17 protein-coding genes are annotated in these 26,729 nt (G+C 45.1%); 13 read left to right on the top strand and 4 right to left on the bottom strand.

The features are described from left to right. Positions 1-321: 321 nt before the first annotated feature. Positions 322-1,509: a tyrosine--tRNA ligase gene (gene tyrS, locus AACT42_RS22365; RefSeq protein WP_094133698.1), complete on the bottom strand. Its 1,188-nt coding sequence runs from the start codon at positions 1,507-1,509 to the stop codon at positions 322-324. A gap of 129 nt (positions 1,510-1,638) precedes the next feature. Here tyrS and AACT42_RS22360 point away from each other — a divergent pair, with 129 nt between their 5' ends. After that, positions 1,639-2,931, top strand: coding sequence for a peptidoglycan DD-metalloendopeptidase family protein (locus AACT42_RS22360; protein WP_017048386.1), 1,293 nt, complete (start codon positions 1,639-1,641; stop codon positions 2,929-2,931). Positions 2,932-2,982: 51 nt separating this feature from the next. Here AACT42_RS22360 and AACT42_RS22355 read toward each other — a convergent pair whose 3' ends face one another. The 3 genes from AACT42_RS22355 to erpA form a co-directional block, all read right to left on the bottom strand. After that, positions 2,983-6,081 (bottom strand): efflux RND transporter permease subunit, encoded by a 3,099-nt coding sequence (locus tag AACT42_RS22355; protein WP_094133699.1) that lies wholly within the window; start codon positions 6,079-6,081, stop codon positions 2,983-2,985. Between the two features lie 8 nt (positions 6,082-6,089). Then, a complete protein-coding gene (locus AACT42_RS22350) occupies positions 6,090-7,196 on the bottom strand; it encodes an efflux RND transporter periplasmic adaptor subunit (RefSeq protein WP_094133700.1) in 1,107 nt (368 codons plus the stop codon). 126 nt (positions 7,197-7,322) lie between these two features. After that, the gene (gene erpA / locus AACT42_RS22345) at positions 7,323-7,664 is read right to left on the bottom strand and encodes an iron-sulfur cluster insertion protein ErpA (RefSeq protein ID WP_026027518.1); all 342 of its coding nucleotides are present in this window, start codon (positions 7,662-7,664) and stop codon (positions 7,323-7,325) included. Between the two features lie 322 nt (positions 7,665-7,986). Between erpA and hemL the strand changes: the two genes are divergently transcribed. The 12 genes from hemL (at position 7,987) to AACT42_RS22285 (ending at position 26,648) form a co-directional block, all read left to right on the top strand. Continuing rightward, the gene (gene hemL / locus AACT42_RS22340; RefSeq protein WP_026027519.1) at positions 7,987-9,282 is read left to right on the top strand and encodes a glutamate-1-semialdehyde 2,1-aminomutase; all 1,296 of its coding nucleotides are present in this window, start codon (positions 7,987-7,989) and stop codon (positions 9,280-9,282) included. A gap of 277 nt (positions 9,283-9,559) precedes the next feature. Next, the gene (locus tag AACT42_RS22335; protein WP_094133701.1) at positions 9,560-10,645 is read left to right on the top strand and encodes an AI-2E family transporter; all 1,086 of its coding nucleotides are present in this window, start codon (positions 9,560-9,562) and stop codon (positions 10,643-10,645) included. Positions 10,646-10,728: 83 nt separating this feature from the next. Then, a complete protein-coding gene (gene rsmC / locus AACT42_RS22330; protein WP_094133702.1) occupies positions 10,729-11,772 on the top strand; it encodes a 16S rRNA (guanine(1207)-N(2))-methyltransferase RsmC in 1,044 nt (347 codons plus the stop codon). Between the two features lie 199 nt (positions 11,773-11,971). Beyond that, positions 11,972-15,364, top strand: a complete 3,393-nt coding sequence (locus AACT42_RS22325; RefSeq protein ID WP_026028236.1) for a response regulator — start codon at positions 11,972-11,974, stop codon at positions 15,362-15,364. A 744-nt stretch (positions 15,365-16,108) separates the two neighbouring features. Continuing rightward, the gene (locus AACT42_RS22320; RefSeq protein WP_013857639.1) at positions 16,109-17,779 is read left to right on the top strand and encodes an ABC transporter substrate-binding protein; all 1,671 of its coding nucleotides are present in this window, start codon (positions 16,109-16,111) and stop codon (positions 17,777-17,779) included. Positions 17,780-17,945: 166 nt separating this feature from the next. Next, positions 17,946-18,932: an ABC transporter permease gene (locus AACT42_RS22315; protein WP_013857640.1), complete on the top strand. Its 987-nt coding sequence runs from the start codon at positions 17,946-17,948 to the stop codon at positions 18,930-18,932. A 2-nt stretch (positions 18,933-18,934) separates the two neighbouring features. After that, positions 18,935-19,960 carry an ABC transporter permease gene (locus tag AACT42_RS22310; RefSeq protein ID WP_013857641.1) on the top strand — a complete coding sequence of 342 codons (1,026 nt, stop codon included), beginning with the start codon at positions 18,935-18,937 and terminating at the stop codon, positions 19,958-19,960. Positions 19,961-19,962: 2 nt separating this feature from the next. Continuing rightward, entirely contained in the window at positions 19,963-20,946 is a 984-nt protein-coding gene (locus tag AACT42_RS22305) for an ABC transporter ATP-binding protein (RefSeq protein WP_013857642.1), read from the top strand. Positions 20,947-20,983: 37 nt separating this feature from the next. Continuing rightward, positions 20,984-21,976: an ABC transporter ATP-binding protein gene (locus AACT42_RS22300; RefSeq protein ID WP_013857643.1), complete on the top strand. Its 993-nt coding sequence runs from the start codon at positions 20,984-20,986 to the stop codon at positions 21,974-21,976. A 149-nt stretch (positions 21,977-22,125) separates the two neighbouring features. Beyond that, positions 22,126-23,853, top strand: coding sequence for a glycoside hydrolase family 9 protein (locus AACT42_RS22295; RefSeq protein WP_094133022.1), 1,728 nt, complete (start codon positions 22,126-22,128; stop codon positions 23,851-23,853). Further along, positions 23,850-24,725, top strand: coding sequence for an N-acetylglucosamine kinase (locus AACT42_RS22290; RefSeq protein WP_064624438.1), 876 nt, complete (start codon positions 23,850-23,852; stop codon positions 24,723-24,725). The genes AACT42_RS22295 and AACT42_RS22290 overlap by 4 nt, the downstream gene beginning before the upstream one ends. Positions 24,726-24,734: 9 nt before the next feature. Next, entirely contained in the window at positions 24,735-26,648 is a 1,914-nt protein-coding gene (locus AACT42_RS22285) for a beta-N-acetylhexosaminidase (protein ID WP_094133024.1), read from the top strand. The last annotated feature ends 81 nt before the right edge of the window (positions 26,649-26,729 follow it).

Genomic DNA, 26,729 nt, shown 5'->3' with positions numbered 1-26,729 from the left:
AAATCAGAAAAGATAAGCCCTACCACTGAAGGTAGGAGCGAAGATCGCCAATACCGAAAGCGGTTATTTTTCTCCCTTCATACTAGGGGGATGGTCGGTATTGTTCATAAAAATCTCCGAAAGTACTGCTCAATTAGCAGTGCGCAAATTGTACCAAAGCCTTTGGCGAAATACACTCTGATCTTTGCATCCAATGCGTTTCAATTTCAACCATACTCAATCACAAAAAACCACCATTCAGATTGGATATTTAATGGCTGGCCCAGTAAAAAAGCGCCCTTAGGCGCTTTAATGAATAGACGGTTCACTTTACTGTGATTTTTACTTTACAGTAACTCGTGCGAACTTACGCTTGCCGACTTGGTAAACATAAGTCCCCGCGGCTGGTACATTTTTGCTGTCGTCGATTTTTTCGCCATCTTGTTTGGCACCGCCTTGCTTGATCATTCGCATCGCATCAGACGTTGAAGCCACTAAACCCGCCTCTTTGAGCAGGTTAGTGATAGCAATACCCGCTGCAAATTCAAATTCTGGCATCTCTTCTGGCATCGCACCTTTTTGGAAGCGGTTGATGAACTCTTGCTCAGCCGCATCCGCCTCTTCTTTAGAGTGAAAACGTGCAATGATCTCTTTCGCCAGTAAGATTTTGAGATCGCGTGGGTTCGTGCCATTTTGAACATCAGCTTTGAACTGTGCGACTTCTTCCAATGGACGGAAAGAAAGCAGCTCGTAGTAGCTCCACATTAATGTGTCAGAGATCGACATGATTTTGCCAAACATTTCACTTGGCGATTCACTGACACCAATGTAGTTGTGCGCTGATTTGGACATTTTTTTCTCGCCATCCAAACCAACAAGCAGTGGCATCATCAAGACAACTTGTGGTTTTTGACCATGTGCTTTTTGTAGTTCACGGCCCATCAATAGGTTGAATTTTTGGTCAGTACCGCCAAGCTCAACATCTGTCTCCATTGCGACTGAATCATAACCCTGTAGGAGTGGATACATGAATTCATGAATGGCAATAGGCTGACCATTAGCGTAGCGCTTTTTGAAATCATCGCGCTCTAGCATGCGTGCCACTGTTTGGTTCGATGCAAGACGGATCATGCCTTCCGCACCCAATAGAGACAACCATTCAGAGTTAAACTGAATTTTCGTTTTAGCCGGATCGAGGATCTTAAACACTTGTGTCTTATAGGTTTCAGCATTACGCAAAACATCGTCACGAGTGAGCGGTGGACGCGTGGTATTTTTACCGCTTGGGTCACCAACCATACCCGTGAAATCACCAATCAAAAAGGTGACTTCATGGCCCAAATCTTGAAATGCACGTAATTTATTGAGGATCACCGTATGTCCAAGATGGATATCTGGAGCCGTTGGATCAGCACCTAATTTAATGCGCAATGGACGGTTTTCTTTCAGTTTCGCGATCAATTCATCTTCTGGGATTAGCTCTTCAACGCCGCGTTTAATTTCAGCTAAAGCCGCTTCAATACTCGCCATTCTTGTTCACTCCTACAGATTTGGCAAAATTTAATAGTTGAACATCTTACTTGAATAGCGATGCTTTTTGAAACCAGTTAGACTAACGAACCGGCTAATTTCTTTATAATTTACTAAACGAACCTAAATATGCTTTCAATTTTCGCTCGTCTCCCTTGGGTGCATCGAATCCTCATCGCCTTTTTAAGCGCACTCATGGTTTTCGCGCTGCTATTTCTACCAAACCCTGAAGATCTCGCTCAGGATCCGAATCGTCTAGAAATTGGTCGCCATTATCCATTAACCATTAACGCAGAAGCCCTCTCTCCGGGAATATCTATCTCGCCTTCCACCATGCTGCGTTGGGAAACTTATCAAGTTAAATCGGGGGAAAGTGCCGCCGTATTATTTCAGCGAATTGGGCTTTCGGCTCGCTTACTCTATCAACTCACGGCAACAAATCGTGATATTGACAGCCAGCTTTCACGACTTAAGCCAGGAGATGAGCTGCAATTTGGCTTTGATGAAAATAATGAACTTGTTCAACTCAATCGCATTATTAGCGCCTTTGAAACCTTTCGTATCACTAAATCGGGCGATGGCTTTACTTCTGAGTTTGATAAAAAAGAGCTGATGTTCCAGTACAACTATGCCGAAGCGATCATTACTTCAAATTTTTGGAATGCGGGGATAAGCGCGGGTTTAACAGCAAACCAAATCATGGAGTTAGCGGGTATATTTGGTTGGGATGTGGATTTTGCGTTAGATATTCGTGAAGGTGACCAATTTAAGCTGCTATTCCAAGAAAAGGTGGTGGAAGGTGAGGTAATTGGCCGCGGAAATATCATTGCCGCCGCCTTTACCAACCAAGGTACGACGTTCACAGCAATATTGGACGATGCAACAGGCAATTACTATGACGAAAATGGCCGGGCCATGAAAAAGGCCTTTTTACGCTCGCCGATCGATTTTCGTCGCGTGACATCGAATTTCAATCCTGTGCGTCGCCACCCCGTCACAGGAAAAGTCACCGCACACAGAGGAACCGATTATGCCGCGCCAGTAGGTACCCCAATTTGGGCCGCCGGCGATGGTGTGGTTGAGAAATCAAGTTACAACCAATTTAATGGTAATTATGTGTTTATTCGTCACAGCAACACCTACATTACCAAATACCTACACTTACAACGACGTATGGTCAAAACGGGTCAACGAGTCAAGCAAGGACAAACGATTGGTACTTTAGGAGGGACTGGAAGAGTCACTGGCCCTCATCTCCACTATGAATTTTTGGTCAACGGTGTACACAAAAACCCAAGAACGGTCTCTTTACCGCAATCTAAATCCTTAACGGGCCAAGCAAAAACCACCTTTATCGCCAATGCTCAAATTAGGCTTGGGAAGCTAGAACGCTATAGCCAATTACTCTATGCCAATAAATAATAAGAAAAGGCCCACCAATAATGTGGGCCTCATTGTGTAAGATTGAGCAGATTACTCTTCGAGAGTAGGTGGTGGTTCCTTACGCCCCAACATCAACAAGCAAGGCGTCAGCACTAACGTTAAGACAGTGGCAAAAGCAAGCCCTCCCGCAACGGCCGTGGCGAGTTGTGACCACCATTGCGTGCTGGGAGCGCCAAACTCAATTTTCTGGTTAATCAAATCGATGTTCATCTCCAGTACCATTGGCAATAACCCTAAAATAGTCGTCACTGTGGTCAATAAAACGGGCCTTAAACGCTGAACACCAGTGCGTAAGATGGCCTCTTGTTTTGACAAGCCTCTGCGTATCAGTTGGTTATAAGTATCTATCAATACGATATTGTTATTCACCACGATGCCGGCCAAGGCGATGACCCCAATACCTGACATAATAATGCCGAAAGGTTTTTGGAAAATCAGCAGACCTGCAAATACTCCGACCGTTGAAAACAGTACTGCACTTAAAATGAGGAATGCTTGGTAAAAACTATTAAATTGCGTAACCAGAATTAACCCCATAACCACCAGCGCAATCAAAAAGGCATTTTTTAGAAATTCTGAGGAGTGTTCCTGCTCTTCATTTTGTCCTCGTAATTTAAACTCCACCCCATTAGGTAAATTCAGTTCCGACAATGCTTGAGTAACTTTCGGCAATTCAAGGGCCAGATTATACCCTTCCTTTAGATCCGCCATAATATCGATAACCCGTCGGCCATCAATCCGTTTAATCGTATCTTGTTTGTGATCCGGTTTTATCTGCGCAAAATTGGTTATCGGCACCAGACCTGCGGGTGTGTTGACCCGTAACTGATCAAATCGACCAATATCTCGTTTATCCTCTGGATAACGCACCAAAATATCGACCTCTTCGTTTGCATCATCAGGCAAGTAGTCACCAATTTTTAGTCCATTAGTCACAAATTGCACTGTGTTACCCACCAATGTCGCATCGGCTGAAAATCGAGAAGCATCATCACGTCGAATATCAATTCGCCAGTCAATTCCTTCTTTATTTGAGGTGTCACTGACATTAGTCAATGCGGGATTGTTATCAGCCCACTTTCTGACCATTTTAGCAGCCTCATTAAGATTTTCAGGAGTACGCGTCGACATTTCAATCACCAGATCATGCTCAACCGGTGGCCCTGCATCTGGAAATTTATACTCGATTTCCACCCCTGAAAACTGATCCGTAGTGCTTTTAAGCTCTTCAATAATCGCTTTGACGGTGCGGCGATATTGCCAATCAACAGGGGTAATTTGAATCTGGCCAATTTCATCCTCTCCCCCCGTTCGAGTATAGACGCTCTCAAATTCCTCATGACCAAGCATCACCTGCTCAATTTCTCGCATTAAGGTGTCTTTTTCTTGGATGGAAAGATCGCCATAAGAACGAACTTTAACGGTGAAATAAGGCGGATCCACCTCTGGGAAGAATTCGGCACCGAGCCCTGCTTTGGCATAAGCAAAACCAATCACAATCGCGAGCACTATCGCACTAAACAATATTTTAAGTGGGTGACGAATCGCAATGGCCAACGTGTGATAATAGAGCTTGGTGATGCCCGTCGCTTGGGCAAAATCACCTTCATGTAAAGCAATCATCCGTGCTTGACTGGCAGCCGAAGCATATTGTGGTCGGCCAATTAAGCCTCCCAGCACAGGTACGAAAAGCAGTGCCATAATCAGTGAAGCAGCCAGTGTAGCGATAAGCGTGAGAGGCAAGTATTTCATAAACTCGCCCGTGATATCCGGCCAAAAAAGCAGAGGGGCAAAAGCGGCTAAAGTAGTAGCGGTTGATGCGGTAATCGGCCATGCCATCCGTTTTGCGGCATCTCGATACGCTTCTTTACGCGGCACACCTTCTTGCATACGCCGATCAGCAAACTCAGTTACCACTATGGCTCCATCAACCAGCATGCCAACCGCCATGATTAATGCAAATAACACGACAATATTGACGGTTAGTCCAAACACCGACAAGACTAGTAATCCGGTCAAAAATGAGCCTGGTATTGAGATACCAACCAGCAGCGCCGTCCTCATTCCCAAAATAGCGATAATCACGATCACGACTAAAATAATGGCGGACAGAATATTGTTTTGTAGATCGTTGAGCATGATTTCAACGTCTTTCGACTCATCCCACGTGTATTTCACCAACAAATTACTTGGCCAATCTTCCCGTTTTTGTGCCTCTCCCATTACCGTTTTTACCAGCTCAACGGTTTCGATGATATTTTCACCAGCACGCTTTTTAACGTCCAACACCACCGCTGATTTGCCATCTAAACGAGCAAAGCTTTCAGGGTCTCGAAATGCCCGTCTGACGGTCGCGATATCACCAAAAGTGATTACTTGCTTACCATCAACCTTCACCGGAAGCTCTAAAACATCTTTCAAGGATTCAAAAACTGAAGGAACCTTTACTGAAAAACGTCCGTAGCCCGTATCGACGAAACCCGCCGCAACGACTTTATTATTCAGTGCGATTAAGTTATAGATATCGCCTTGATCGAGTCCGTAACTTTCCATCAATAGGGGATCGACAATGATCTCAACAATATCTTCGCGATCGCCAGCGATATCAACTTCTAATACTTGTCGGTAGCTTTCTAATTTGTCTCTCAACTGCCTTGCAATTTGTACGATAGCTCGCTCTGGTAAAGTGCCATAAAGCACCACTGATAATACCGGTTGCTCTGATGCCAATGTTACTTCATTCACGGTCGGCTCATCGCTGTCTGCGGGTAGCTTCGGCTCGGCCAAATTGACCGCATCTCTCACATCCGCCATCGCTTTATCAAGGTTAACGCCAACGTTAAATTCCAAGACCACCGAAGCATGGCCTTCGGAGGCATTCGACGTCATCTCTTTTACGCCTTCAATAGAGCGCATCTCTTGCTCTAGTGGGCGCACGATAAGGCGCTCAGCATCACTCGGTGATATGCCTTGATGACTTACGGAGACATAAATAATAGGAATAGTAATGTCAGGGCTCGATTCTTTAGGGATCGAAAAATAGGTCGCCACGCCAGCGATCAAGATAAAAATCAGCAGCGATAACATAGTGCGCGAGCGAGATAGCGCCGCATCAATAATAGAAAACATGGCGCCCCCTACTGCGCTGAGTGGTTAGGTTTCTTGACCGCAATCACTTGATCACCATCTCGAACAAAACCTTGCCCAACGGTGATAATATCCACCGTATCCCCTAGCCCAGTTAGCCACACACCATCTTGCTCCGCTTTTACCAATTGAATGGGGATGAAGCGAACACGATCTTGCTGCAGTGTTTTAACACCTAAATTTCCTTGATCATCAAGCGCAAGCATGGCAGGCGTGATTTTCACCGCCAGTTGTGTTTCCAAACTCATCTCCACTTCAGCGCTCACACCCGCGGGGATCGTTTGATTGGGATTGTCTAATTCCACTTCGATAGCAAACGTGTTGGTGGTAGGCGATGAGACGCGAGAAATATAACGAACCTTGCCATCGACAGTAGAACCATCGATAAAACGTACACGAGCAATTTGGTCTTGTTTGATTTTTTGGATGTGTCGTTCGCTGACATCCGCTTCTATCACTAATTTACTGAGATCAATAAAGGTGATCATCGGGTCACCCACTCCGACAAAATCGCCTTTTTCTATCAATATGTCTTGAACAATGCCATCGAAGGGAGCCACTACTGACGTATTACGTAAAGCCAGTTGGGCACGACTTTGCGCAGCGCTGGCTTCAGCTAAAGCGGCTTGCGCCGAAGCAAAGGCCACTTCGCCTTGCAAACCTCGATTTTTTAACGACTCAGCGGCACTGAATTCTTTTTGTTTGAGTTTGAACAAGGCTTGCGCACTCTCTAATTGAGCCGCTAGATCAGCTTGATCAATTAAGAGGATCTGTTGTCCTTTATTGACAGGCTGCCCTTTTGCTATCGATATTTGAGTAATTTTCCCTGCGATTTCAGCACCAATTTTAGCTTGACGATTAGGTGCGGTCCGACCGTAAAGATCGATATGCTTATCGGTCGATTCAGCCTCAAAAGATTGGTAAATAACTTTCGCAAGAGGAATGGTGTCATTGGCAGTTTGCCGGGGCTCTTCCGCTTTCAATGCCCCAAAACCTAACCAAAAACAGAGAAGTAGGATAAAAATCGTCGAGAGTAGCCAAGGTCGTTGCGAAAAAAAGCGGCCAATAGATGAACGGCTGATTTTGGTATCAGGCATAAATAATCCTTTATTATGTTCTTGCCTTCTTAAGGTTAAGGCAAAGCCCTACATAACATCCAAATACGTAGGGCTATTAAGCTTAATTAGCTACAGTAGATTAATTGTGCATCGAACCTTTTTTAGTTAAACACTAAATGATGCACCACAACCGCATGTTGTTGTTGCATTAGGATTATTGACAAAAAAACGAGAGCCTTCTAGGCCTTCTGTGTAATCGACAATGCCACCTATCAAATATTGTAAGCTCATCGGGTCAACCACTAATGTCACGCCACTATTAACTATTGTGGTATCGCCATCGTTTACATTTTCATCAAAGGTAAACCCATATTGAAAACCGCTACAACCACCACCAGTAATATAAACGCGCAGTTTTAGCGCTGGATTCTCTTCTTCAGCAATCAACATTTTTACGCGTTGTGCTGCAGTATCAGAAAATGACAATGGTACATTTACTTCACTCACGATGGCCTCTCTCACTCGTGTTAATACCTGTCAGACTTATTATGCTTAACTTATGCCTGTAAAGGTGATTCTTTTTTAATAATGCAATGATTATCTAATACCTGACCTATTCGTTCAAGTATTCACCGTCACTTAAGCTAAAACTCCAACTATCGAGGCATTATGCACTGAAAAAACACTCACTGTCGCGTGAGTTGTACACTATACGGCGCTTATTTGGCTGTGAATGGGCTCAGAAAATGAGTGAAAAAAAGTGTCTTTGGTGAGTTTGGGTATACAATGCGACACCAACTGGTCCGAACAAGCAGAAGAGGATAAATCCATGACCAAATCAGCAGAGCTTTATCAAAAGGCACAACGTGCAATCCCCGGTGGAGTTAACTCTCCTGTACGTGCTTTTAACGGAGTTGGTGGCTCGCCGATTTTTATCGACCGCGCAGACGGCCCGTTGATTTTTGATGCTGATGGCAAAGCTTATATTGATTATGTCGGCTCTTGGGGGCCAATGATACTAGGCCACAATCACGCGGTCATTCGTGAAGCCGTGATAGGCGCAGCGCAGCGCGGTCTCAGTTTTGGTGCGCCGACCGAGATGGAAATCGATATGGCAGAATTAGTTTCTGAGCTGGTTCCATCGATGGAACAGTTGCGTATGGTCAGTTCCGGTACCGAAGCGACGATGAGCGCCATTCGTTTAGCTCGTGGATTCACTGGGCGCGATAAAATTTTAAAATTTGAAGGCTGCTATCACGGTCATGCGGACAGTTTGCTAGTAAAAGCAGGCTCTGGCGCCTTAACATTAGGCCAACCAAGCTCTCCTGGTGTGCCTGCTGATTTTGCTAAACATACACTGACCGCCACTTTTAATGATTTAGAATCTGTACGTGAATTGTTCGCGGCCAATAAAGACCAAATAGCCTGCATTATCGTCGAACCAGTCGCGGGCAACATGAACTGCATTCCACCAGTAGAAGGGTTCCATGAAGGCTTACGTGAGATTTGTGACCAAGAAGGCGCTCTGCTGATCTTTGATGAAGTAATGACAGGTTTTCGTGTTGCACTAGGTGGTGCACAGGCTTACTACAACATCAAACCAGACTTAACAACGCTAGGGAAAGTGATTGGCGGTGGTATGCCTGTTGGCGCTTTTGGTGGACGCCGTGATGTGATGCAATACATCGCTCCAACGGGTCCAGTGTACCAAGCTGGTACGCTATCAGGTAACCCTGTGGCTATGGCTGCGGGTTATGCCTGCTTGACGCTTCTAAAAGAAGAAGGCAATGAAAAACGTCTCGCAGCCAAAACAAAGCAATTGGCTGATGGATTCAAAGAACTCGCAGACAAACACGGTATTCCTTTGCTGGTCAACCAAGTTGGTGGCATGTTCGGCTTCTTTTTTACCGATCAAGAACGCGTCACCTGTTATGAAGAAGTCGCAAAATGTGATGTTGAACGTTTCAAGCGCTTCTTCCATTTGATGCTCGAGCATGGTGTCTATTTAGCGCCTTCAGCTTTTGAAGCAAGTTTTACTTCTTTGGCGCACGGCTCTAAAGAAATTGAAGCGACATTAGAAGCGGCCGATCGCTGTTTTGCGATGATGGCAGCTCAAGCGGAATAAGCACCATTAGACTGACTCATCATAATTATAAAGGGCTGTAAATCAGCCCTTTATTCATTTCAGACTCAATAAGCAAGCTATCATTGCCAGTAATAAATCACTAAAACGACCAACGCCATCATGCTGATGGCAAACCACGGTAGCTTCAACTTTTTTTTATGCTGGTTTTGACACCCTTTATCATTATCACAACATCCCATCTCATCAGTTCCTCATTGATAACACGCTGATTTGCAGTCATTATAACCCCATTACTTTACAAGGTTGGATTAACAACGTGTCAGAAAAAGTGAAAATCACCTCTAGCCATTGGGTGCTCATTGCGGCACTTATCGCTGCGGCTATTGCTTGTTATCTGTTGATTGCACCTTATATCAACTCGATTGTGATGGCTTTCATCATCTCGTTATTGATGTTTCCCATTCATGAGTGGCTCGAACGAAAAATCCCCAAATACAAAAATACCGCCTCGTTTCTCTCGTGTATTATTTTGACGTTTATTATTGTGATTCCACTGCTGTTTGTCTTTGCTGCTATTGTGCAGCAAGGGTCGGTATTTTCTCAGAACATGTACCAATGGGTCACTCATGGTGGCATTCAAACCGCCTTTGCTCATCCTTGGATTGTCAAAGGACTCGCCATTGCGAATCAATATTTGCCCTTTGATGAAATTCAGCCACAACAAATCGCACAAAAAGTGGGGCAATTTGCCAGTTCATTTGGCACCAACTTGGTCAGTATTAGCGCAAAAGTGCTGGGTGATGCGACCAGTTTTTTGATGGATTTCTTCTTAATGCTGTTCGTGTTGTTTTTCCTACTCCGTGATCACGATAAGCTCATCAGCGCTCTTAGGCACATCTTGCCGTTGTCGCGTAGTCAAGAAGACCGGTTGCTCTGCGAAATTGAGCAAGTCTCCAAATCGGCTGTCATGGGGTCATTTTTAACCGCAATAGCGCAAGGCTTTGCGGGCGGGTTTGGTATGTGGCTCGCCGGTTTCCCTGGGTTATTTTGGGGGACAATGATGGGGTTTGCTTCGTTTATTCCGGTTGTCGGTACTGCTCTGATATGGATTCCAGCCACTGTTTATCTCTTTCTAACCGGAGATAGCACATGGGGCATATTCTTGGCCCTCTGGAGCGTTATCGTTGTTGGCTCAATTGATAATTTATTGCGGCCCTTTTTAATGCAAGGGAGCGCGGGCATGAACACCTTAATGATCTTCTTCTCTCTGCTCGGTGGTATTCAGCTGTTTGGCCTGATTGGGTTAATTTACGGCCCACTCATTTTTGCCATCACTATGGTGCTGTTTAATATTTATGAGGAAGAGTTTAAAGGTTTTCTCAATCAACAAGATAATAGCTAACTTTTGACTTACTAACGATCAAGCTAGAAGCAAGGGGCAGACTGTGCGAGAATCTGCCCCTCTTTTTTAGCGCAGAGCCCACTATGTCCAGTTACACCGCACCAAGTCAAATTGCCCAGCGTCAGCTTGCTTATTTCGAAGGAAAACATCTTTTAGTGGCTGGAGAAGCGGAGGATTTATTTCCTGTAGAGTTAGCTAATCATTGTCGCTCTGTTTCGGTGTTCACCACTCATTATGGTTACTACCGCCAACTCGAATCCTATTCGCAAATTACATGTCATTTTGGCGCTCAATTTGAGCAAAAAACCGATGCTGACATGATTCTGCTTTACTGGCCCAAAGCGAAGCAGGAAGCTGAATATCTGCTTGCGATGCTGTTGGCCAAACTGGGCAAAGAGACTGAGATTGTGGTCGTGGGTGAAAACCGATCGGGCATAAAAAGCATTGAAAAAATGTTTGCAGCTTATGGGGTGGTTAAAAAGTATGATTCAGCTCGACGCTGTTCGTTCTATTGGGGGCAATGCACCCAGCAGCCACCAAGCTTCCAAATTGCAGACTGGTTCAAAACTTATCAGGTGCAGTATCAGCAACACTCACTGATTGTAAAAAGTTTACCTGGCGTATTTAGTCATGGCGAGTTTGACCTCGGCAGCCAACTGTTACTCGATACACTACCTAAACTGAGAGGAAAAGTTCTCGACTTTGGTTGTGGTGCTGGTGTACTGGGTACTGTAATGGCCACATTAAACCCAGATATCGAGATTGAACTGTGCGATATCAGCGCGCTTGCGATTGAATCAACCAAAGCAACCTTGATAGCAAATAACATATCAGGGAATGTATTTGCCTCTGATGTCTACTCAGATACCGCTAAAGATTATCAATTTATCGTCTCAAACCCCCCTTTCCACTCCGGATTAGAGACCAGCTATAGTGCGACAGAAGCCTTACTGGCTAACGCACCAAGCCATCAAACAGTAAAAGGCGAACTTTTTATTGTGGCCAACAGTTTTCTTAAATATACCCCGCTGATTGAACAGGCTTATGGTCATTGCGAGGTGTTAAATAAGACTAACAAATTCATCATTTACCACGCAAAAAAAACATTACAAAAGTCGCAACAATAAGTGTAATCCACTCTCAATTGGTCATTAAACTGGATGATTTTTACGAATTTTGCGTTAGTGACCACGCTTTCCACAGGACTTACTTGTCAAAGTAAAAAAACTCGTTAATTTCGTCACTTTAGGTTTTCTTTGTTTTTTTCATTCACTTTAACGACTACCTCATGCCGTTAAAGCCTCACGGAAAGTAATGCCTTTTTCTATGTTTAGGTTCTCTCGTAAGCAAAAATTTAAGCGCCTGCAAAATACTCTTATGCTGGCTTTTCTCGTTTTGAGCATCACGCCTTTAACTGTGACTGCCATTTTTTTTCTGCAATCACACACTAAAGATCTTCAAGAACAAAGCACGTCTCACTTATTGTCAGTCAGAGACACTAAGCAACAGCAAGTTCTCGATTACCTCACGGCCAAAGAATCAGAAGTGATGGGGTTTGTCCGTTCAGAGTTAGCTTATGCTAGTGGAGGGCGCTTTTACGGCTTAGTCAATGCGTTCCAAAGACTTGGTCTCGATATTGATCAAGCTCGTGAGCATGCCCAGCAGCGTTATATTCCTGGTTCTGGTGATCAGATAAAAACGTCAATATTGCCACAATCGAGCAGCTATGTAGGCAGTGAACGGTATCGCCTACTGCACAAACGCTATCATTGGGCGTATTTAGAACTGCTTAAACGTTCTGATTTTGACGATATTTTACTGGTGGATCTCGATGGTGATGTCGTTTATTCCGTTTATAAGCACGACAACTATGGGACGAATTTACTGACCGGAAAATACAAAGATAGCAATCTGGGTAAAACATTCCGCCAGTTAGAGCAGCAAGTTGGCGAACAACGAAAAATCAATGAAGAATATACACCAGTCATTATTTCTGACTTTTCACAACAAGAAGGGCAATCAGTTGCTTGGCTTGGCGCGCCCATTATTCAACAGGGCTACCTGCACAGCTACGCCATGTTCCGCCTACCAAACAATGGCATCACAAAGCTCGTTGCTGACACCAATGCGACATCGCAAATAAGGACTTTACTCGTCGGGCAAGATCATCATTCTCGAATACTCTCTTACACGCAGCAAGAAATCGAGACTAGTCAAAAAGTGATCAATCTTGCGCTTTCTGGGTTGAGTGCCGTTGGTACTTACACCAATACATTGAATGAGAAAACCATTGCCGCCTATGCACCTGTTGCAAATAAAAATATCAACTGGGCTTTGGTTGTAGAGATACCAGAAAAAGAGGCTTATGCGCGAGTTCATCAGCTTGAGAAGTTATTTATTTTCGCCATGCTAACCGCGATTATTTTAGTCGTCATCGCTTCACATTATCTCTCTAATTTTATTACCTCTCCCCTACTGAAGCTCACTTGGGCGGCAGAAAAAGTCTCAGCTGGGGATTTAGATGAAAATGTTATCAATACCGATCGTAAAGATGAGATTGGTCGACTCGCAGTGAGTTTTGAACGTATGCAGCGTTCAATCCGAGAAAAAATGCAGCTGATTAAAGCGCAAAATAAAGAGCTCGAAAGCAACATTCAATTAATTCGCAAACAGAACGATGAGTTGCATCTCGCTAACAAACTAAAAGATGAATTCCTAGCCACAACATCACATGAATTAAGAACACCGCTGCACGGTATGGTCGGTATTGCAGAAGCACTGATCTCTGGGTCAAGTGGAACTATCACCGCCGATCATCGTTATCAATTGGGCATAATCATCAGCAGTGGACAACGGCTGACAAACTTGGTCGATGACTTACTCGATTATCATAAGATGCGCTATGGCAGCTTGGATATCAAACAGTGTGCTGTTGATCTATCCGGTGCAACACGCTTAGTGTTAGAGCTGTCTAACCATCTACTCAACAAAAAGCCCATTCGCGTAATAAACCAAATCCCTGATGAATGCATTTGGGTCTCTGCCGATCCACAACGATTAGAGCAAGTGCTTTATAACCTTGTAGGAAACGCCATTAAATATACGACTGAAGGGAAAATTGTCATTTCAGCCAATGTGGTTGATGACAAGATTCGTGTCCAAGTTGTCGATACGGGGCAAGGCATTCCTGCTGAACAACTTGAACACATCTTCGAACCACTGATTCAAGCAGGGCAAGATGCCAGTCGTTATCGACAAGGCGCAGGCTTGGGTCTTTCGATCAGCCGTCAATTGATCGAATTAATGCAAGGAACGCTTTATGTCAGTAGCCAACCTATGGTCGGTACGACATTCAGCTTTACCTTGCCATTAGCATCAAAAGCGGAAATTGAATCGACAAGCTATATGGAAGCTGGCCACTTCCAATCTCCGACCATTTCAGACATTGAACTGCCTGAAATGCATTCACTACCTGAAAATAAAGAAGGCCCAGTACTACTGATAGCAGATGATGAACCCGTCAATCTGCGTGTCCTAGACAGTTTCCTACGTTTAGAAGGCTATCAAGTCCGCACCGCTAAAGATGGCAATGAAGTCATTAGCGCGGTCGAAAAAGAAAAACCGGAACTTCTACTGCTCGACATTATGATGCCAGGATTAAGCGGCTACCAAGTCTGTGAAAAGTTAAGAGAAACATACGATCATGCCGAGCTACCTATCATTATGTTGACGGCATTAAATCAAACTGACGATAGAGTTCGTGGTTTTGCAGCGGGAGCGAACGATTACTTATCGAAACCTTTTAATAAACAAGAGCTCGCTGCACGTATTACGGCGCATTTAACGGCCAGCAAAGCTGAACAAAGACGTATTGAGAACAACCAACTGCAACAAGAGCTGAAGCATAGAGCAATGGTAGAGGCCAGTTTATTGGAAACCCAAGGCCGCCTACTAGAGCAACTTGAATCTGCTCCTGAGGCGATTATTTGCATTCGAGACGATCATAAAATCCGCTTTGCAAATGAAGCAGCTGCTCGGTTATTTAAGCGTAGCCAAGAACAACTAAAGCGCTCAAATGCGGAAGAACTCATCGCCCCCAAATACTTAGTCGTCGAGCAAGAGCATTACTGCGGTAATATCGATATCTATGTCGAAGATACACGTCAACATATGTCTGCTGATGTGTTACGACTACCGGATGGCTCTGGGTTGCAGGCTATGTACATCTTTAACGTGGGTGGAAACATCAATGCAGCGCGCATCAATAACCTTGAAACCGCTATTGAAGCGCTATCCAGTTACGCATTTGAAGGCGATAAAGAAAAACTGCAGCAGCTCAAAGAACTCGGTGGCGAGTTCACTCGTATCGCCGACAAAGTATCGGGAGAGAGTCAATCTAAGCAAGATTTAATGCGCGAAGTACTGGTTGAAGCAATGACCAGTGCTTTAGATTACTGGGAACGGGTCAGTAACCAAAGCAAGTTTACCTTTGCAGAGCAGAGTGGGCTATGGCGAGTGTATCTCGATAGAAGCACATTACAGACTCGGACACTAGACAAGTACTTACGTATCGAGACACTGCCTAAAACACCTCGCTGGCGTACCGTTCTTAATTCGTTAGATTACATTCTTGATCATTGTCAGGAGCACGGCCCTGAACGCTCTCACATCGAAGCGCAGCGCGATAAATTGCAAAAGCTACTGACCTCATCACTCTAAGTACATCAACACCATTAAGCCTGCACTCTGCAGGCTTTTTTATCACTATATTTCCATGACCATCAACGGAACAACCACCCCATTGATGCATCCAGAGTTATGACTAGTTAAATTTAATCAATGTTAACCTCAAGCATCCATTACTCTGGTACGCCTTATTCACTGCATATTACAAACCTTACTTCTCAATAGAAAAAAAGAGGCAAAATGATGATGAAAATTGGAAGTAAAAACTGATTTCTAGGCAATTTCACCAGCAGATTTTCAATTGAAGATGAATAAAGATCCAGATTGCGAACCGAATCACAACAATTCGGCAGAATTAATTTAAGTAAAAAAATTAACGATAAAACTATAAGTGAGCAAGATCTCATGATACAAAAAAAACAAAAAAACATTAAAAATAAAGGGATAAAAAGATAGCGAGCGCTTACAACTATAAGTTAATCGAATTGAGTATGAGAGGCAGATCACTGACCTAAATGAGAGTAAAAATCAAACCAAAGATGGTAAATTGACGTTTATAACGATCACTTTCTACAAATTGACGTTTTTAACGGGAATTCAAATTGATAATTTTCTCTCCAAGGTGTCTTCTTACTCCTGCCAAAGGTCTACAGGCCACTCATGTTGACCAACTCCTCCGGTTTGTTAACACGCAATGAGGTAGGCCTTGGAGAGTGTTTATCAATTGATGACATTCATATCCATTAGTGAAATGAAAGCAAATAGTAAGGAACAGCTATGCTTGCCAATATTAAAAAAACAGCGCTAGCCGCTGCAGTAATCGCCGCCGCAGCGAGCCTTTCAGCTCCAGCAGCCGCACGCAGTGAGCTAACGATCGTACCTGATTTCTACCCTACAATGGTACGTAACTTTAACCCGTATCTAGCAACAAACCTACGTACGACCACTGATTTCATCTATGAACCACTGGTCATCTTCAACGAAATGCATGGTAATACACCCGTTATGCGTTTGGCTGAAGGCTTTAAAATGTCTGATGACCTAATGAGTGTTACTTTTGATATCCGTAAAGGTGTTAAATGGTCAGATGGTCAAGCATTTACAGCGGATGATGTCGTGTTCTCTTATGGCTTATTGAAAAATAAACCTGAACTCGACCAACGCGGTATCAACAAGTGGGTAACGAGCGTAGAAAAACTGAACGACTACCAAATCCGTTTCCGTTTAAGTGAAGCTAACTCAAACGTACCTTATGAAATCTCGTTAGTTCCTATCGTTGCTGAGCATGTATGGAAAGATGTGAAAGATCCAGCGACTTTCACCAACGAGAACCCTGTAGGTACTGGTCCGTTTACTGAAATCGACACCTTCACTCCACAGCTATACATCCAATGCCGTAACCCGAATTACTGGGATGCTGCAAACCTTGAGGTTGACTGTTTGCGTGTACCTCAAATTGCAAACAATGACCAATTGCTAGGTAAAATTGTTAACTCTGAACTCGATTGGACCTCTTCATTCGTTCCAGATATTGACCGTACTTATGCCGCTGCAAGCCCTAGCCACCACTACTGGTATCCGCCATCAGGCACACAAGCATTTATGGTTAACTTCAAAAACCCAGATGCAGTAAAAAATGAAGCGCTAAGCAACGTTGATTTCCGTCGCGCATTCTCTATGGCTCTTGACCGTCAAACTATTATCGATATCGCTTTCTATGGCGGCGGTACCGTTAATGACTTCGCTTCAGGCTTAGGTTATGCATTCCAAGCTTGGTCTGATGAAAACATCCACAATAAGTACAAAGGCTACAACACGTACAACGTTGAAGGCGCGAAAAAACTGCTTGCTAAAGCGGGCTTCAAAGACGTGAACAAAGACGGTTTTGTTGATACTCCATCAGGTAAATCTTTTGAGCTACTTGTTCAATCACCAAATGGCTGGACTGACTTCAACAACACAGTACAACTTGCTGTTGAACAGCTTGCCGAAGTAGGCATCAAAGCACGTGCTCGTACTCCAGAGTTTGCGGTTTATAACCAAGCAATGCTTGAAGGTACTTATGACGTCGCTTACACCAACTACTTCCACGGTGCGGACCCACATCTATACTGGAACAGTGCATACAACTCTGCACTACAGAAAGGTGAAGGTATGCCTCGTTTTGCTATGCACTTCTACAAAAACGATAAGCTAGATACTTTGCTAGACAGCTTCTACAAAACAGCGGATAAAAATGAGCAGCTAGAAATCGCTCACGGAATTCAGAAAATCATTGCTGAAAACCAAGTGACCATCCCTGTAATGTCAGGTGCTTACATGTACCAATACAACACAGCACGCTTTAGCGGCTGGTGGAACGAAGAAAATCCTAAGGGTCGTCCAAACATTTGGGCTGGTATCCCTGAGCGTCTATTACACGTACTGGACCTAAAACCAGTTAAGTAAGTAGAAGTTCATTCCTTGCGGCGTACTTCGTGCGCCGCTAAATAAAATCCCCTAAATACCTAGCAAATGTATAACGCTCGTCGTTAGGGGATTTTTCGCTCTAAATTTCGCTAGGAGCGACCTGAAACCAGGTACAGGATAAAACTGGGTGAGTAAGGTGTGAGTTATGGGTTATTTTTTAAGACGTTTGTCATTTTATTTTATCGCGTTGCTGGTTGCAGCAACATTGAACTTCATTATTCCGCGAGCCATGCCTGGAGACCCAGTGACCATGATGTTCGCAAACGCAACAACGCAAGTAACGCCAGAACGAATCGAAGCGATGAAACAGCTTCTCGGTTTCGTTGATGGTCCGTTACCCGTACAGTATTTGACCTATTTAAAAAGCATTCTAAGTTGGGAATTAGGCACGTCGATTAAGTTCTATCCGTTAAGTGTCAATGAATTACTGGGTAGTGCATTTGGTTGGTCGTTATTTCTAGCGGGTACTGCGGTTGTGATCTCGTTCTCAATCGGTTCTCTACTGGGCATTTTTGCCGCATGGAAACGAGGCAGTCGTTACGATACGTTTATTACCCCAGGGATGTTGGTTATACAAGCCGTTCCGCAAGTGGTTATTGCGATGATCGCTATGTTTACTTTTGCTATCGGCTTGCAATGGTTCCCTACGGGTTATGCCTACACTGCTGGTACGATGCCAGATTGGACAAGTTGGACATTTATTAAAGATGTGGCTTACCACGCTTTCTTGCCTCTTGTCTGTGCATCTCTAGTACAAATCGGTGGGTTTCTCGTCAACATGCGTAACAACATGATTAACCTGCTCGCTGAAGACTACATCACGATGGCGAAAGGGAAAGGGCTCAGCGAAAACCGCGTGGTTTTCCAGTACGCCGCTCGTAATGCTTTATTGCCAAGTGTCACCGCTCTATCAATGTCTTTGGGTATGGCTATCGGTGGTCAGCTCATCATTGAAATTATCTTTAACTATCCTGGCCTTGGTACCGTTTTATTTAATGCGATCAACGCTCGTGATTACCAAGTTCTGCAAGGGCAGCTACTGATTATGACGCTCTTTATGCTGTTCTTTAACCTGTTGGCGGACATGCTTTATGTCGTACTAGACCCTCGCCTACGCAAGGGAGGTAAATAATCATGAAAGATCTCATTAAACTCATTCGCGGCAATACCGTTGCCATGGTCGGTGTCATTATTTTGGGCCTATTTTTATTCATCGCCCTTGCTGCGCCACTGATCACCAAACATGCGCCAGATAAACGTACCGGAAATCCACACGAGTACCCATCGTTTGTCGTCAAAGCCGCTAAAGCAGATCCGAATGGCTGGATTGCTGAAAACTTGGCGACTGACCGCCGCACCTTACTACTCTCAAAAGGTGAAGACCATGTGCTAGGCACCTCTCGTATGGGACGCGATGTTTGGTCACAAGTGGTGTATGGCGCACGAGTCTCACTCGCCGTGGGTTTTGGCGCAGGAATGACCGTCTGTTTTCTTGCGACTGTGATTGGTGTTTCTGCCGGTTACTTTGGCGGTAAGGTCGATGACATTCTAACCGCCGCTATGAATATCATGCTGGTGATACCGCAATATCCTCTTTTATTCGTGGTCGCGGCATTTATTGGAGAGGCCGGCCCATTAACCATTGCACTCATCATTGGCTGCACCTCCTGGGCTTGGGGCGCTAGGGTCGTACGCTCACAAACCCTCGCACTGCGTGAAAAAGAATTTGTCAGAGCGGCGGAAGTCTTGGGTGAATCATCATGGCGCATCATTTTCGTTGAGATTCTACCTAACCTCATCTCCATCGTTGGCGCTAGCTTCATCGGTTCAGTGATGTACGCCATCATGATGGAAGCGACCATCTCCTTCCTTGGTCTTGGCGATCCAAACACCATCAGTTGGGGCATCATGTTGTACAACGTTCAAACGTCCTCTTCTATGCTAATTGGCGCTTGGTGGGAACTGCTTGCGCCTTGTATTGCTTTGACTCTGCTCGTTACTGGTCTGGCTTTACTGAACTTTGCGGTCGATGAAATTGCCAACCCACAACTGCGTTCACACAAAGGAATGAAGCGTTGGAAAAAACTCGCAGAGCAAGATAAGAAAGAGCGTCAGCCTGACCTGCCACCACAAAATGCACTTTGGAGCGGAGATAAATAATCATGACAAACCCACTTATTTCAATCCGTAACCTATGCGTTGACTACATTACCGACGCCGGTGATGTTCGAGCATGCAGCAACGTCAGTTTTGACATTGCACCTGGCGAAGTATTTGGCCTTGCTGGTGAATCTGGCTGTGGTAAATCAACTATCGCATTTTCACTGATGCGTCTGCATAAGCCGCCCGCGTTTATTACTGGCGGGGAAGTGATTTTTAATGGTGAAAATATCATTAAATACAGCGATGAACGCATGCAATCCTTTCGCTGGAGCCAAATGTCGATGGTGTTTCAAAGTGCGATGAACGCTTTGAACCCAGTATTGACGATGGAAGAGCAATTTTGTGACGTGATCATGCGCCATACCAACATGACTCGTGAACAAGCTAAACGCCGCGCTGAAGGTTTGTTAGAAATTGTCGATATTCACCCAAGTCGCTTAAACGATTACCCACACCAATTCTCTGGGGGTATGCGTCAGCGCTTGGTGATTGCAATTGCTCTCGCGCTCAATCCTAAAATGATCATTATGGATGAGCCGACTACGGCACTTGATGTGGTTGTCCAGCGTGAAATATTGCAAAAAATCTATGCGCTGAAAGAAGAGTTTGGCTTCTCTATCTTGTTCATTACCCATGATTTGTCGTTGATGGTCGAGTTCTCCGATCGAATTGGCATCATGTATTCCGGTGAATTAATTGAAGTGGCTCCTTCTAAACAGATTCTGGAAAGCCCTTTCCACCCTTACACCAAAGGGCTGGGTAGTTCTTTCCCTCCACTGACAGGCCCTAAAACGAAGTTAACTGGAATACCAGGTAACCCGTTGAACTTATTGGATATACCTCAAGGTTGTCGTTTCCAAGCTCGTTGCGATCGCGTACATGAAGCTTGCACCAAAATTCCAACGAGTTTGCGCCAAATAGAGCTTGGACGCTTCTCCAGTTGCCACCTTTACGGTGACCCAATTGCTCAAGTGAAACTGTAGAGCACAAGCTGTATTACAAAAATTTCTGGAGACAATTATGAGCAAAAATTTCGGTGAATTACTGGTTGAGGGGAAAAATCTAGTTAAAGATTTTCCAATCAACAGTAACACCCTAAAACAACCTATGATGCGAGCGATAAACGACGTATCGTTCAAAATGTTCAAAAGCCGCGGCTTGGCTGTCGTGGGTGAATCAGGCTCTGGCAAATCAACAACCGCTAAAATGATTGCCAAAATGTACGCCCCAACATCCGGTGTAATTGAATACAAAGGGCGCGATATTTTAGACATCACTTCACGCAGTGACCTGATGCACTATCGCGAAGGCGTCCAGATGGTATGGCAAGATCCGTTTGGCTCACTCAACCCAACTCATACCATTTTTCATCATATTGCTCGTCCACTGCTTATCCATAAAAAAGTGACGTCAGGTAATAAGAGAGAGTTAGAAGAACGCGTTCACGATTTACTGGAACAAGTCGGCCTTATTCCACCAAAAGAAACAGCCGCGAAATATCCGCACCAGTTGTCTGGTGGACAGCGCCAACGTGTCAACTTAGCGCGTAATATCGCGGTTGGTGCCGAAGTGGTACTGGCTGATGAACCAACCTCCATGTTGGATGTGTCGATTCGTGCGGGTGTTCTCAACCTGATGGAAGAGATGAAGTTTGAAAAGCAGATGTCGCTGCTTTATATCACACACGACATCGCCACCGCACGCTACATCGCCGAAGACTTAGCCGTCATGTACGTCGGACATATGGTGGAATGGGGCGATACCGAAGAGATCATTCACGATCCTCAGCACCCATATACTCAACTATTGGTTTCCGCTGTGCCCGATCCTAGTAAATCGATACACGAGAAGCTCAAAGGGAACAAAGGCGAAATTCCACTTTGGACCCCGGTATCAACAGGCTGTCCTTTTGCTGGTCGATGCATGCAGGCGAGTGACAAATGTCGTGAACAACTTCCAGCGGTGACTCAGTTGTCTGATAACCACTTTGTTCGTTGTTACTTATTTGAATAATCACTAACGCACACCTTAAGCGATTGAAGCCGCTGACATAACCTCATCGGCTTCAATACCTTAGGTAAAAAATATAAAACAAAGTCAGCACACGCCCCCGACGGGTTGAGTGCTGGCGGGAAATCAAAGATCTGGCTTGGAGATGTTTAATGCTGCTACTGATTAACCATATTGGTTATGAGCCACAAGGGCCCAAACAGGCGATACTAATGAGTAACACGCTCCGTGTTTCTTCCGATATCGCCCTGCTTGTTTGTGCAAACAGCCATCAAACGGTGTCGACTTTCGTTGTTGAACCACAAGCTAAAGTCGCGCATTGGCATTTAGGTAGCTTTTATACGATCGACTTTTCCCAATACACTAGTTCAGGGCAGTATTACCTGCGTTTTGAAAATACCCACTCCCCTATTTTTGAAATTGGTGAAGGGATACTGATGAAAAAAACGTTTTCTGATGTATTGCACTACTTCAAATCACAACGGTGTGGTGGCATTTTCGACCAGCAAGATAAGCTCGTACCACTGCTTGGTACATCAACCACTGCCGATGTACACGGTGGCTGGTACGACGCTTCCGGTGACGTCAGTAAATATCTGAGTCACCTTTCTTACGCCAACTATTTAAACCCTCAACAAACCCCAATGGTGGTTTGGAATATGTTAAAGGGATTGGCACAACTAGAACATCACTCGAGTTTTGCTGCATTTTCTCGCACTCGCCTTAAGGAAGAGGCGTTATTTGGTGCTGATTTTCTGATCCGCATGCAAAACCCCGAGGGGTTCTTTTATACAACGGTCTTTGACAAATGGAGCAAAGACATTAAGCAGCGAGAGATCTGCGCCTATGCCACTCAATCCGGCCACAAGTCTGACGATTATCAAGCCGGATTTCGCCAAGGAGGTGGCGTTGCGATTGCCGCTCTTGCGGTGGCAGCACGTTTAGATGTTCACGGTGATTTCACCTCAGAACACTATTTAACAGCGGCGGAGCATGGTTACTGGCATTTAAAAGAAAATAACACGCGCTATCTCGACGATGGCCAAGAGAACATCATTGATGCCTATTGCGCTCTGCTTGCATCGGTTGAACTCTATCGCTCAACTCATCAAGCAAATTATCTACTTGAGTGTCGTCTTTGGGCACAAAGGTTATGCGCTTATCAACACAGCGACACTAACATCGCTCATTATTGGGCAGCCAATAGTGATGCCACTCGTCCTTATTATCACGCCGCCGAAGCTGGGCTACCAGTGATTGCACTGTGCGAATATCTCGAGATTGAAACAGAAGAACACCGCAAACAATCGGTCGTTCAAGTGATTGAGAATGCTTGCCGCTTTGAGCTCACCATCACTCATCAAGTCAGTAACCCATTTGGCTACCCACGCCAATATGTAAAACCTGTGAATGGCGACAAACGCTGCGCATTTTTTGTCGCTCACGACAATGAATCCGGCTACTGGTGGCAAGGCGAAAATGCGCGTTTAGGATCGCTCGCGTGTATGGCTTATCGCGCCCAAGCCTTCGTCAACGCAGATCTGCATGCCCCTTTAACCCGCTTTGCACAAAATGCATTGAACTGGATTATCGGATTAAATCCATACGATATGTGCATGCTCGATGGGCACGGTCGCAACAATCCAGACTACCTACCCCATTTAGGCTTTTTTAACGCCAAAGGGGGAGTGTGTAATGGCATTACAGGCGGTTTTGAAGATGAAGAAGATATCGCTTTTAACCCAGCGAAACAGAAGGATGACATGATGCAAAACTGGCGTTGGGCTGAGCAATGGATTCCTCATGGTGCTTGGTATCTGCTGGCCATCACAACCCAGTTTTGCCACTTCTCAACACCAGACTTAGAGAGGCAATCATGACTTTTTATTATGTCGGTATTGATGGAGGCGGCACATCATGTCGCGCACGCATCCGCAACGAGCAAGGCGCGCTGTTAGGTGAAGCGAAAAGCGGTAGCGCCAATATTTTATTGGGTGTGGAACTTGCCATGCAGGCAATCATTGATGCAATTACTCAAGCGGCGCACCAAAGCGGGCTGACGAAAGAGAATTTTGCTCAGATGCACGTGGGTCTTGCTCTGGCTGGTGCAGAACAAAAATCCGCATGGCATGCGTTTATGTCTCAGACACATCCTTTTGCTTCACTAACGCTCAACACAGATGCTTACGGTGCCTGTATTGGTGCTCATAATGGCGACGATGGCGCAATTATGATCGCGGGAACGGGCTCTTGTGGCCTATTTTTACACGCAGGGCAGCAGCATGTGGTCGGTGGACGTGAGTTTCCCATATCCGATCAAGGCAGCGGTGCCATCATGGGGTTACGCCTAATCCAGCGCGTGTTGCTCATTGCAGATGGTATCGGCGAGCCTTCATTATTAAGCGCTCATGTGATGCAACATTTTAACCACGATGTTGATCAGATTGTCGAATGGTCAAAAACCGCACTCCCACGCGACTATGGCCAGTTCTCTCCCGTTATTTTTTCTCTAGCGCAACAAGGTGATGCGCTGGCGATCGAGCTTCTCAAACAAACTGCGGCAGACATCGAAATGTTTCTTGTCGCTCTTCATAACAAAGGAGCCAAGCGGATCTGCCTCATGGGTAGCATTGCAGAGCGTATCTTGTATTGGCTTTCTCCACCAGTACAACAGTGGATTGTTCAACCTCAATTCGACGCTATCGAAGGCGCGATTATGTTTGCCGGCAAAGCCGAGCATAATTTGTATTAAGGAATCACTATGAGCTATCGAATTGACTTTGCGGTACTCTCAGAACAGAAGCAATTTTGCCGTTTTGGTTTAACGTTCCATAACTTAAGCGATCAAGACCTAAAAGACTGGTCGTTACATTTTGTGATTGATCGCTTCATTCAGCCAGACAGCATCACCCATGGCAACGTAGTGCAAATAGGCAGTTTCTGCTCATTAACGCCAGATATGACCGTGCTTGCTGCAAACTCACATTTTTACTGTGAATTTAGCATCAAAACCGCCCCTTTCCATTTTTACACTGATGGCGTAAAGCACGCTTTTGTTCAATGCAATGGTGAGCAACCGATCGAACGTCATGATGTGATCGTAACTCCGATTGCTCTCGCCTCGCCTTATCGTGAGCGCAGTGAAATACCCACAACAGAAGCCGCGAGCCTCAGCCTCATTCCATTACCAAACAAGATTGAATCCGGCACAGGGCATTGCACCTTAACGACTTCGAGCCAGATTACCTTGCAATCCACATGCGCTGAGCAAGCTGCGACTTGGTTACAACAGGAACTCAACCGTATATTTGATTTTCAGCCCAAACCCATTGGCAGCGCTGATATTATCTACCGCACTAACCCGACCTTTGACGAGGGCGCGTATCAACTCAACGTCGATCGTACCGGCATTCGCTTAGAGGCGAGTGGTCATCAAGGCTTTATGTATGCTAGCGCGACCCTGTTGCAGTTGATTCAAGTTCAAGATCAATCGTGGTTAGTCCCCTGCGTCAAAATCAGTGATGCGCCACGCTTTAAGTACCGAGGCATGATGCTCGACTGTGCGCGCCATTTTCATGGAATCGAGACAGTTAAGCGGCTTATTAACCAATTAGCGCATTACAAATTCAATACGTTCCATTGGCATTTGACCGATGACGAAGGATGGCGTATCGAAATTAAAGCACTGCCACAACTCACCGACATCGGTGCATGGCGAGGGGTTGATGAAGTGCTCGAACCTCAATACAGCTTGTTAACGCAGCGCCACGGTGGTTTCTATACACAACAAGAGATCAAAGAGGTTATCGCATACGCTCAAGAGCGTGGTATCACAGTGATCCCTGAAATTGATGTTCCCGGACATTGCCGAGCCGCGATCAAATCTCTGCCTCATCTGCTGGCCGATAAAGAGGATCAATCACACTATCGCAGCATTCAATATTATAACGATAACGTCCTCTCCCCCGCCCTTGAAGGTACGTATGAGTTCTTAGATATAGTCTTGCAAGAAGTCTCTGAGCTATTTCTATCCCCCTTTATCCATATTGGTGCCGACGAAGTGCCCGATGGGGTCTGGATTAACAGCCCTAAATGTCAACAACTGATGGCTGATAATGGCTATACCGAGGCCAAAGAATTACAAGGACACTTACTACGTTATGCCGAACAAAAACTGCGTACGCTTGGCAAACGCATGGTCGGCTGGGAAGAAGCGCATCATGGCAATAAGGTCAGTAAAGATACTGTTATCTACTCTTGGCTTTCTGAAGCGGCGGCATTGAACTGCGCGAAACAGGGGTTTGATGTGATTTTACAACCCGGTCAGTACACGTATCTGGATATTGCTCAAGATTATGCACCAGAAGAACCGGGCGTTGACTGGGCTGGTGTCACCCCATTAGAAAAAGCCTATCGCTATGAACCCTTAGCCGAAGTGCCCGAAAACGATCCACTCCGTAAGCGAATTCTCGGTATTCAGTGCGCTTTATGGTGTGAATTAATCAATAACCCACAGCGTATGGAATACATGATTTACCCACGCTTAACTGCACTCGCCGAAGCAGGATGGACCCATAAAGTGCATCGTGATTGGCAAGATTATCTGTCACGGCTCAAAGGACATCTGCCTATGTTGGACAAGCAAGGCATCCGTTACCGAGCACCATGGAAATAAACACAACACTTGGAGTCGGCATTACCTCTCCTTGGTTTTCACTAGCATAATTTTTGGCTGCAAAAGACGCAGTTTGTTTAA

Source organism: Vibrio sp. V15_P4S5T153 (assembly GCF_963874485.1).
Lineage (GTDB): Bacteria > Pseudomonadota > Gammaproteobacteria > Enterobacterales > Vibrionaceae > Vibrio > Vibrio anguillarum.
This window is presented reverse-complemented; position numbering and strand designations above follow the sequence as displayed.

Coding starts and splice junctions, on each gene's coding strand:
- AACT42_RS22305 (WP_013857642.1), top strand. CDS start 19,963: ATGACAAACCCACTTATTTCAATCCGTAACCTATGCGTTGACTACATT.
- AACT42_RS22355 (WP_094133699.1), bottom strand. CDS start 6,081: ATGTTTTCTATTATTGATGCGGCGCTATCTCGCTCGCGCACTATGTTA.
- AACT42_RS22295 (WP_094133022.1), top strand. CDS start 22,126: ATGCTGCTACTGATTAACCATATTGGTTATGAGCCACAAGGGCCCAAA.
- AACT42_RS22320 (WP_013857639.1), top strand. CDS start 16,109: ATGCTTGCCAATATTAAAAAAACAGCGCTAGCCGCTGCAGTAATCGCC.
- AACT42_RS22325 (WP_026028236.1), top strand. CDS start 11,972: ATGTTTAGGTTCTCTCGTAAGCAAAAATTTAAGCGCCTGCAAAATACT.
- AACT42_RS22315 (WP_013857640.1), top strand. CDS start 17,946: ATGGGTTATTTTTTAAGACGTTTGTCATTTTATTTTATCGCGTTGCTG.
- AACT42_RS22300 (WP_013857643.1), top strand. CDS start 20,984: ATGAGCAAAAATTTCGGTGAATTACTGGTTGAGGGGAAAAATCTAGTT.
- AACT42_RS22285 (WP_094133024.1), top strand. CDS start 24,735: ATGAGCTATCGAATTGACTTTGCGGTACTCTCAGAACAGAAGCAATTT.
- tyrS (WP_094133698.1), bottom strand. CDS start 1,509: ATGGCGAGTATTGAAGCGGCTTTAGCTGAAATTAAACGCGGCGTTGAA.
- rsmC (WP_094133702.1), top strand. CDS start 10,729: ATGTCCAGTTACACCGCACCAAGTCAAATTGCCCAGCGTCAGCTTGCT.
- hemL (WP_026027519.1), top strand. CDS start 7,987: ATGACCAAATCAGCAGAGCTTTATCAAAAGGCACAACGTGCAATCCCC.
- AACT42_RS22350 (WP_094133700.1), bottom strand. CDS start 7,196: ATGCCTGATACCAAAATCAGCCGTTCATCTATTGGCCGCTTTTTTTCG.
- AACT42_RS22310 (WP_013857641.1), top strand. CDS start 18,935: ATGAAAGATCTCATTAAACTCATTCGCGGCAATACCGTTGCCATGGTC.
- AACT42_RS22360 (WP_017048386.1), top strand. CDS start 1,639: ATGCTTTCAATTTTCGCTCGTCTCCCTTGGGTGCATCGAATCCTCATC.
- AACT42_RS22290 (WP_064624438.1), top strand. CDS start 23,850: ATGACTTTTTATTATGTCGGTATTGATGGAGGCGGCACATCATGTCGC.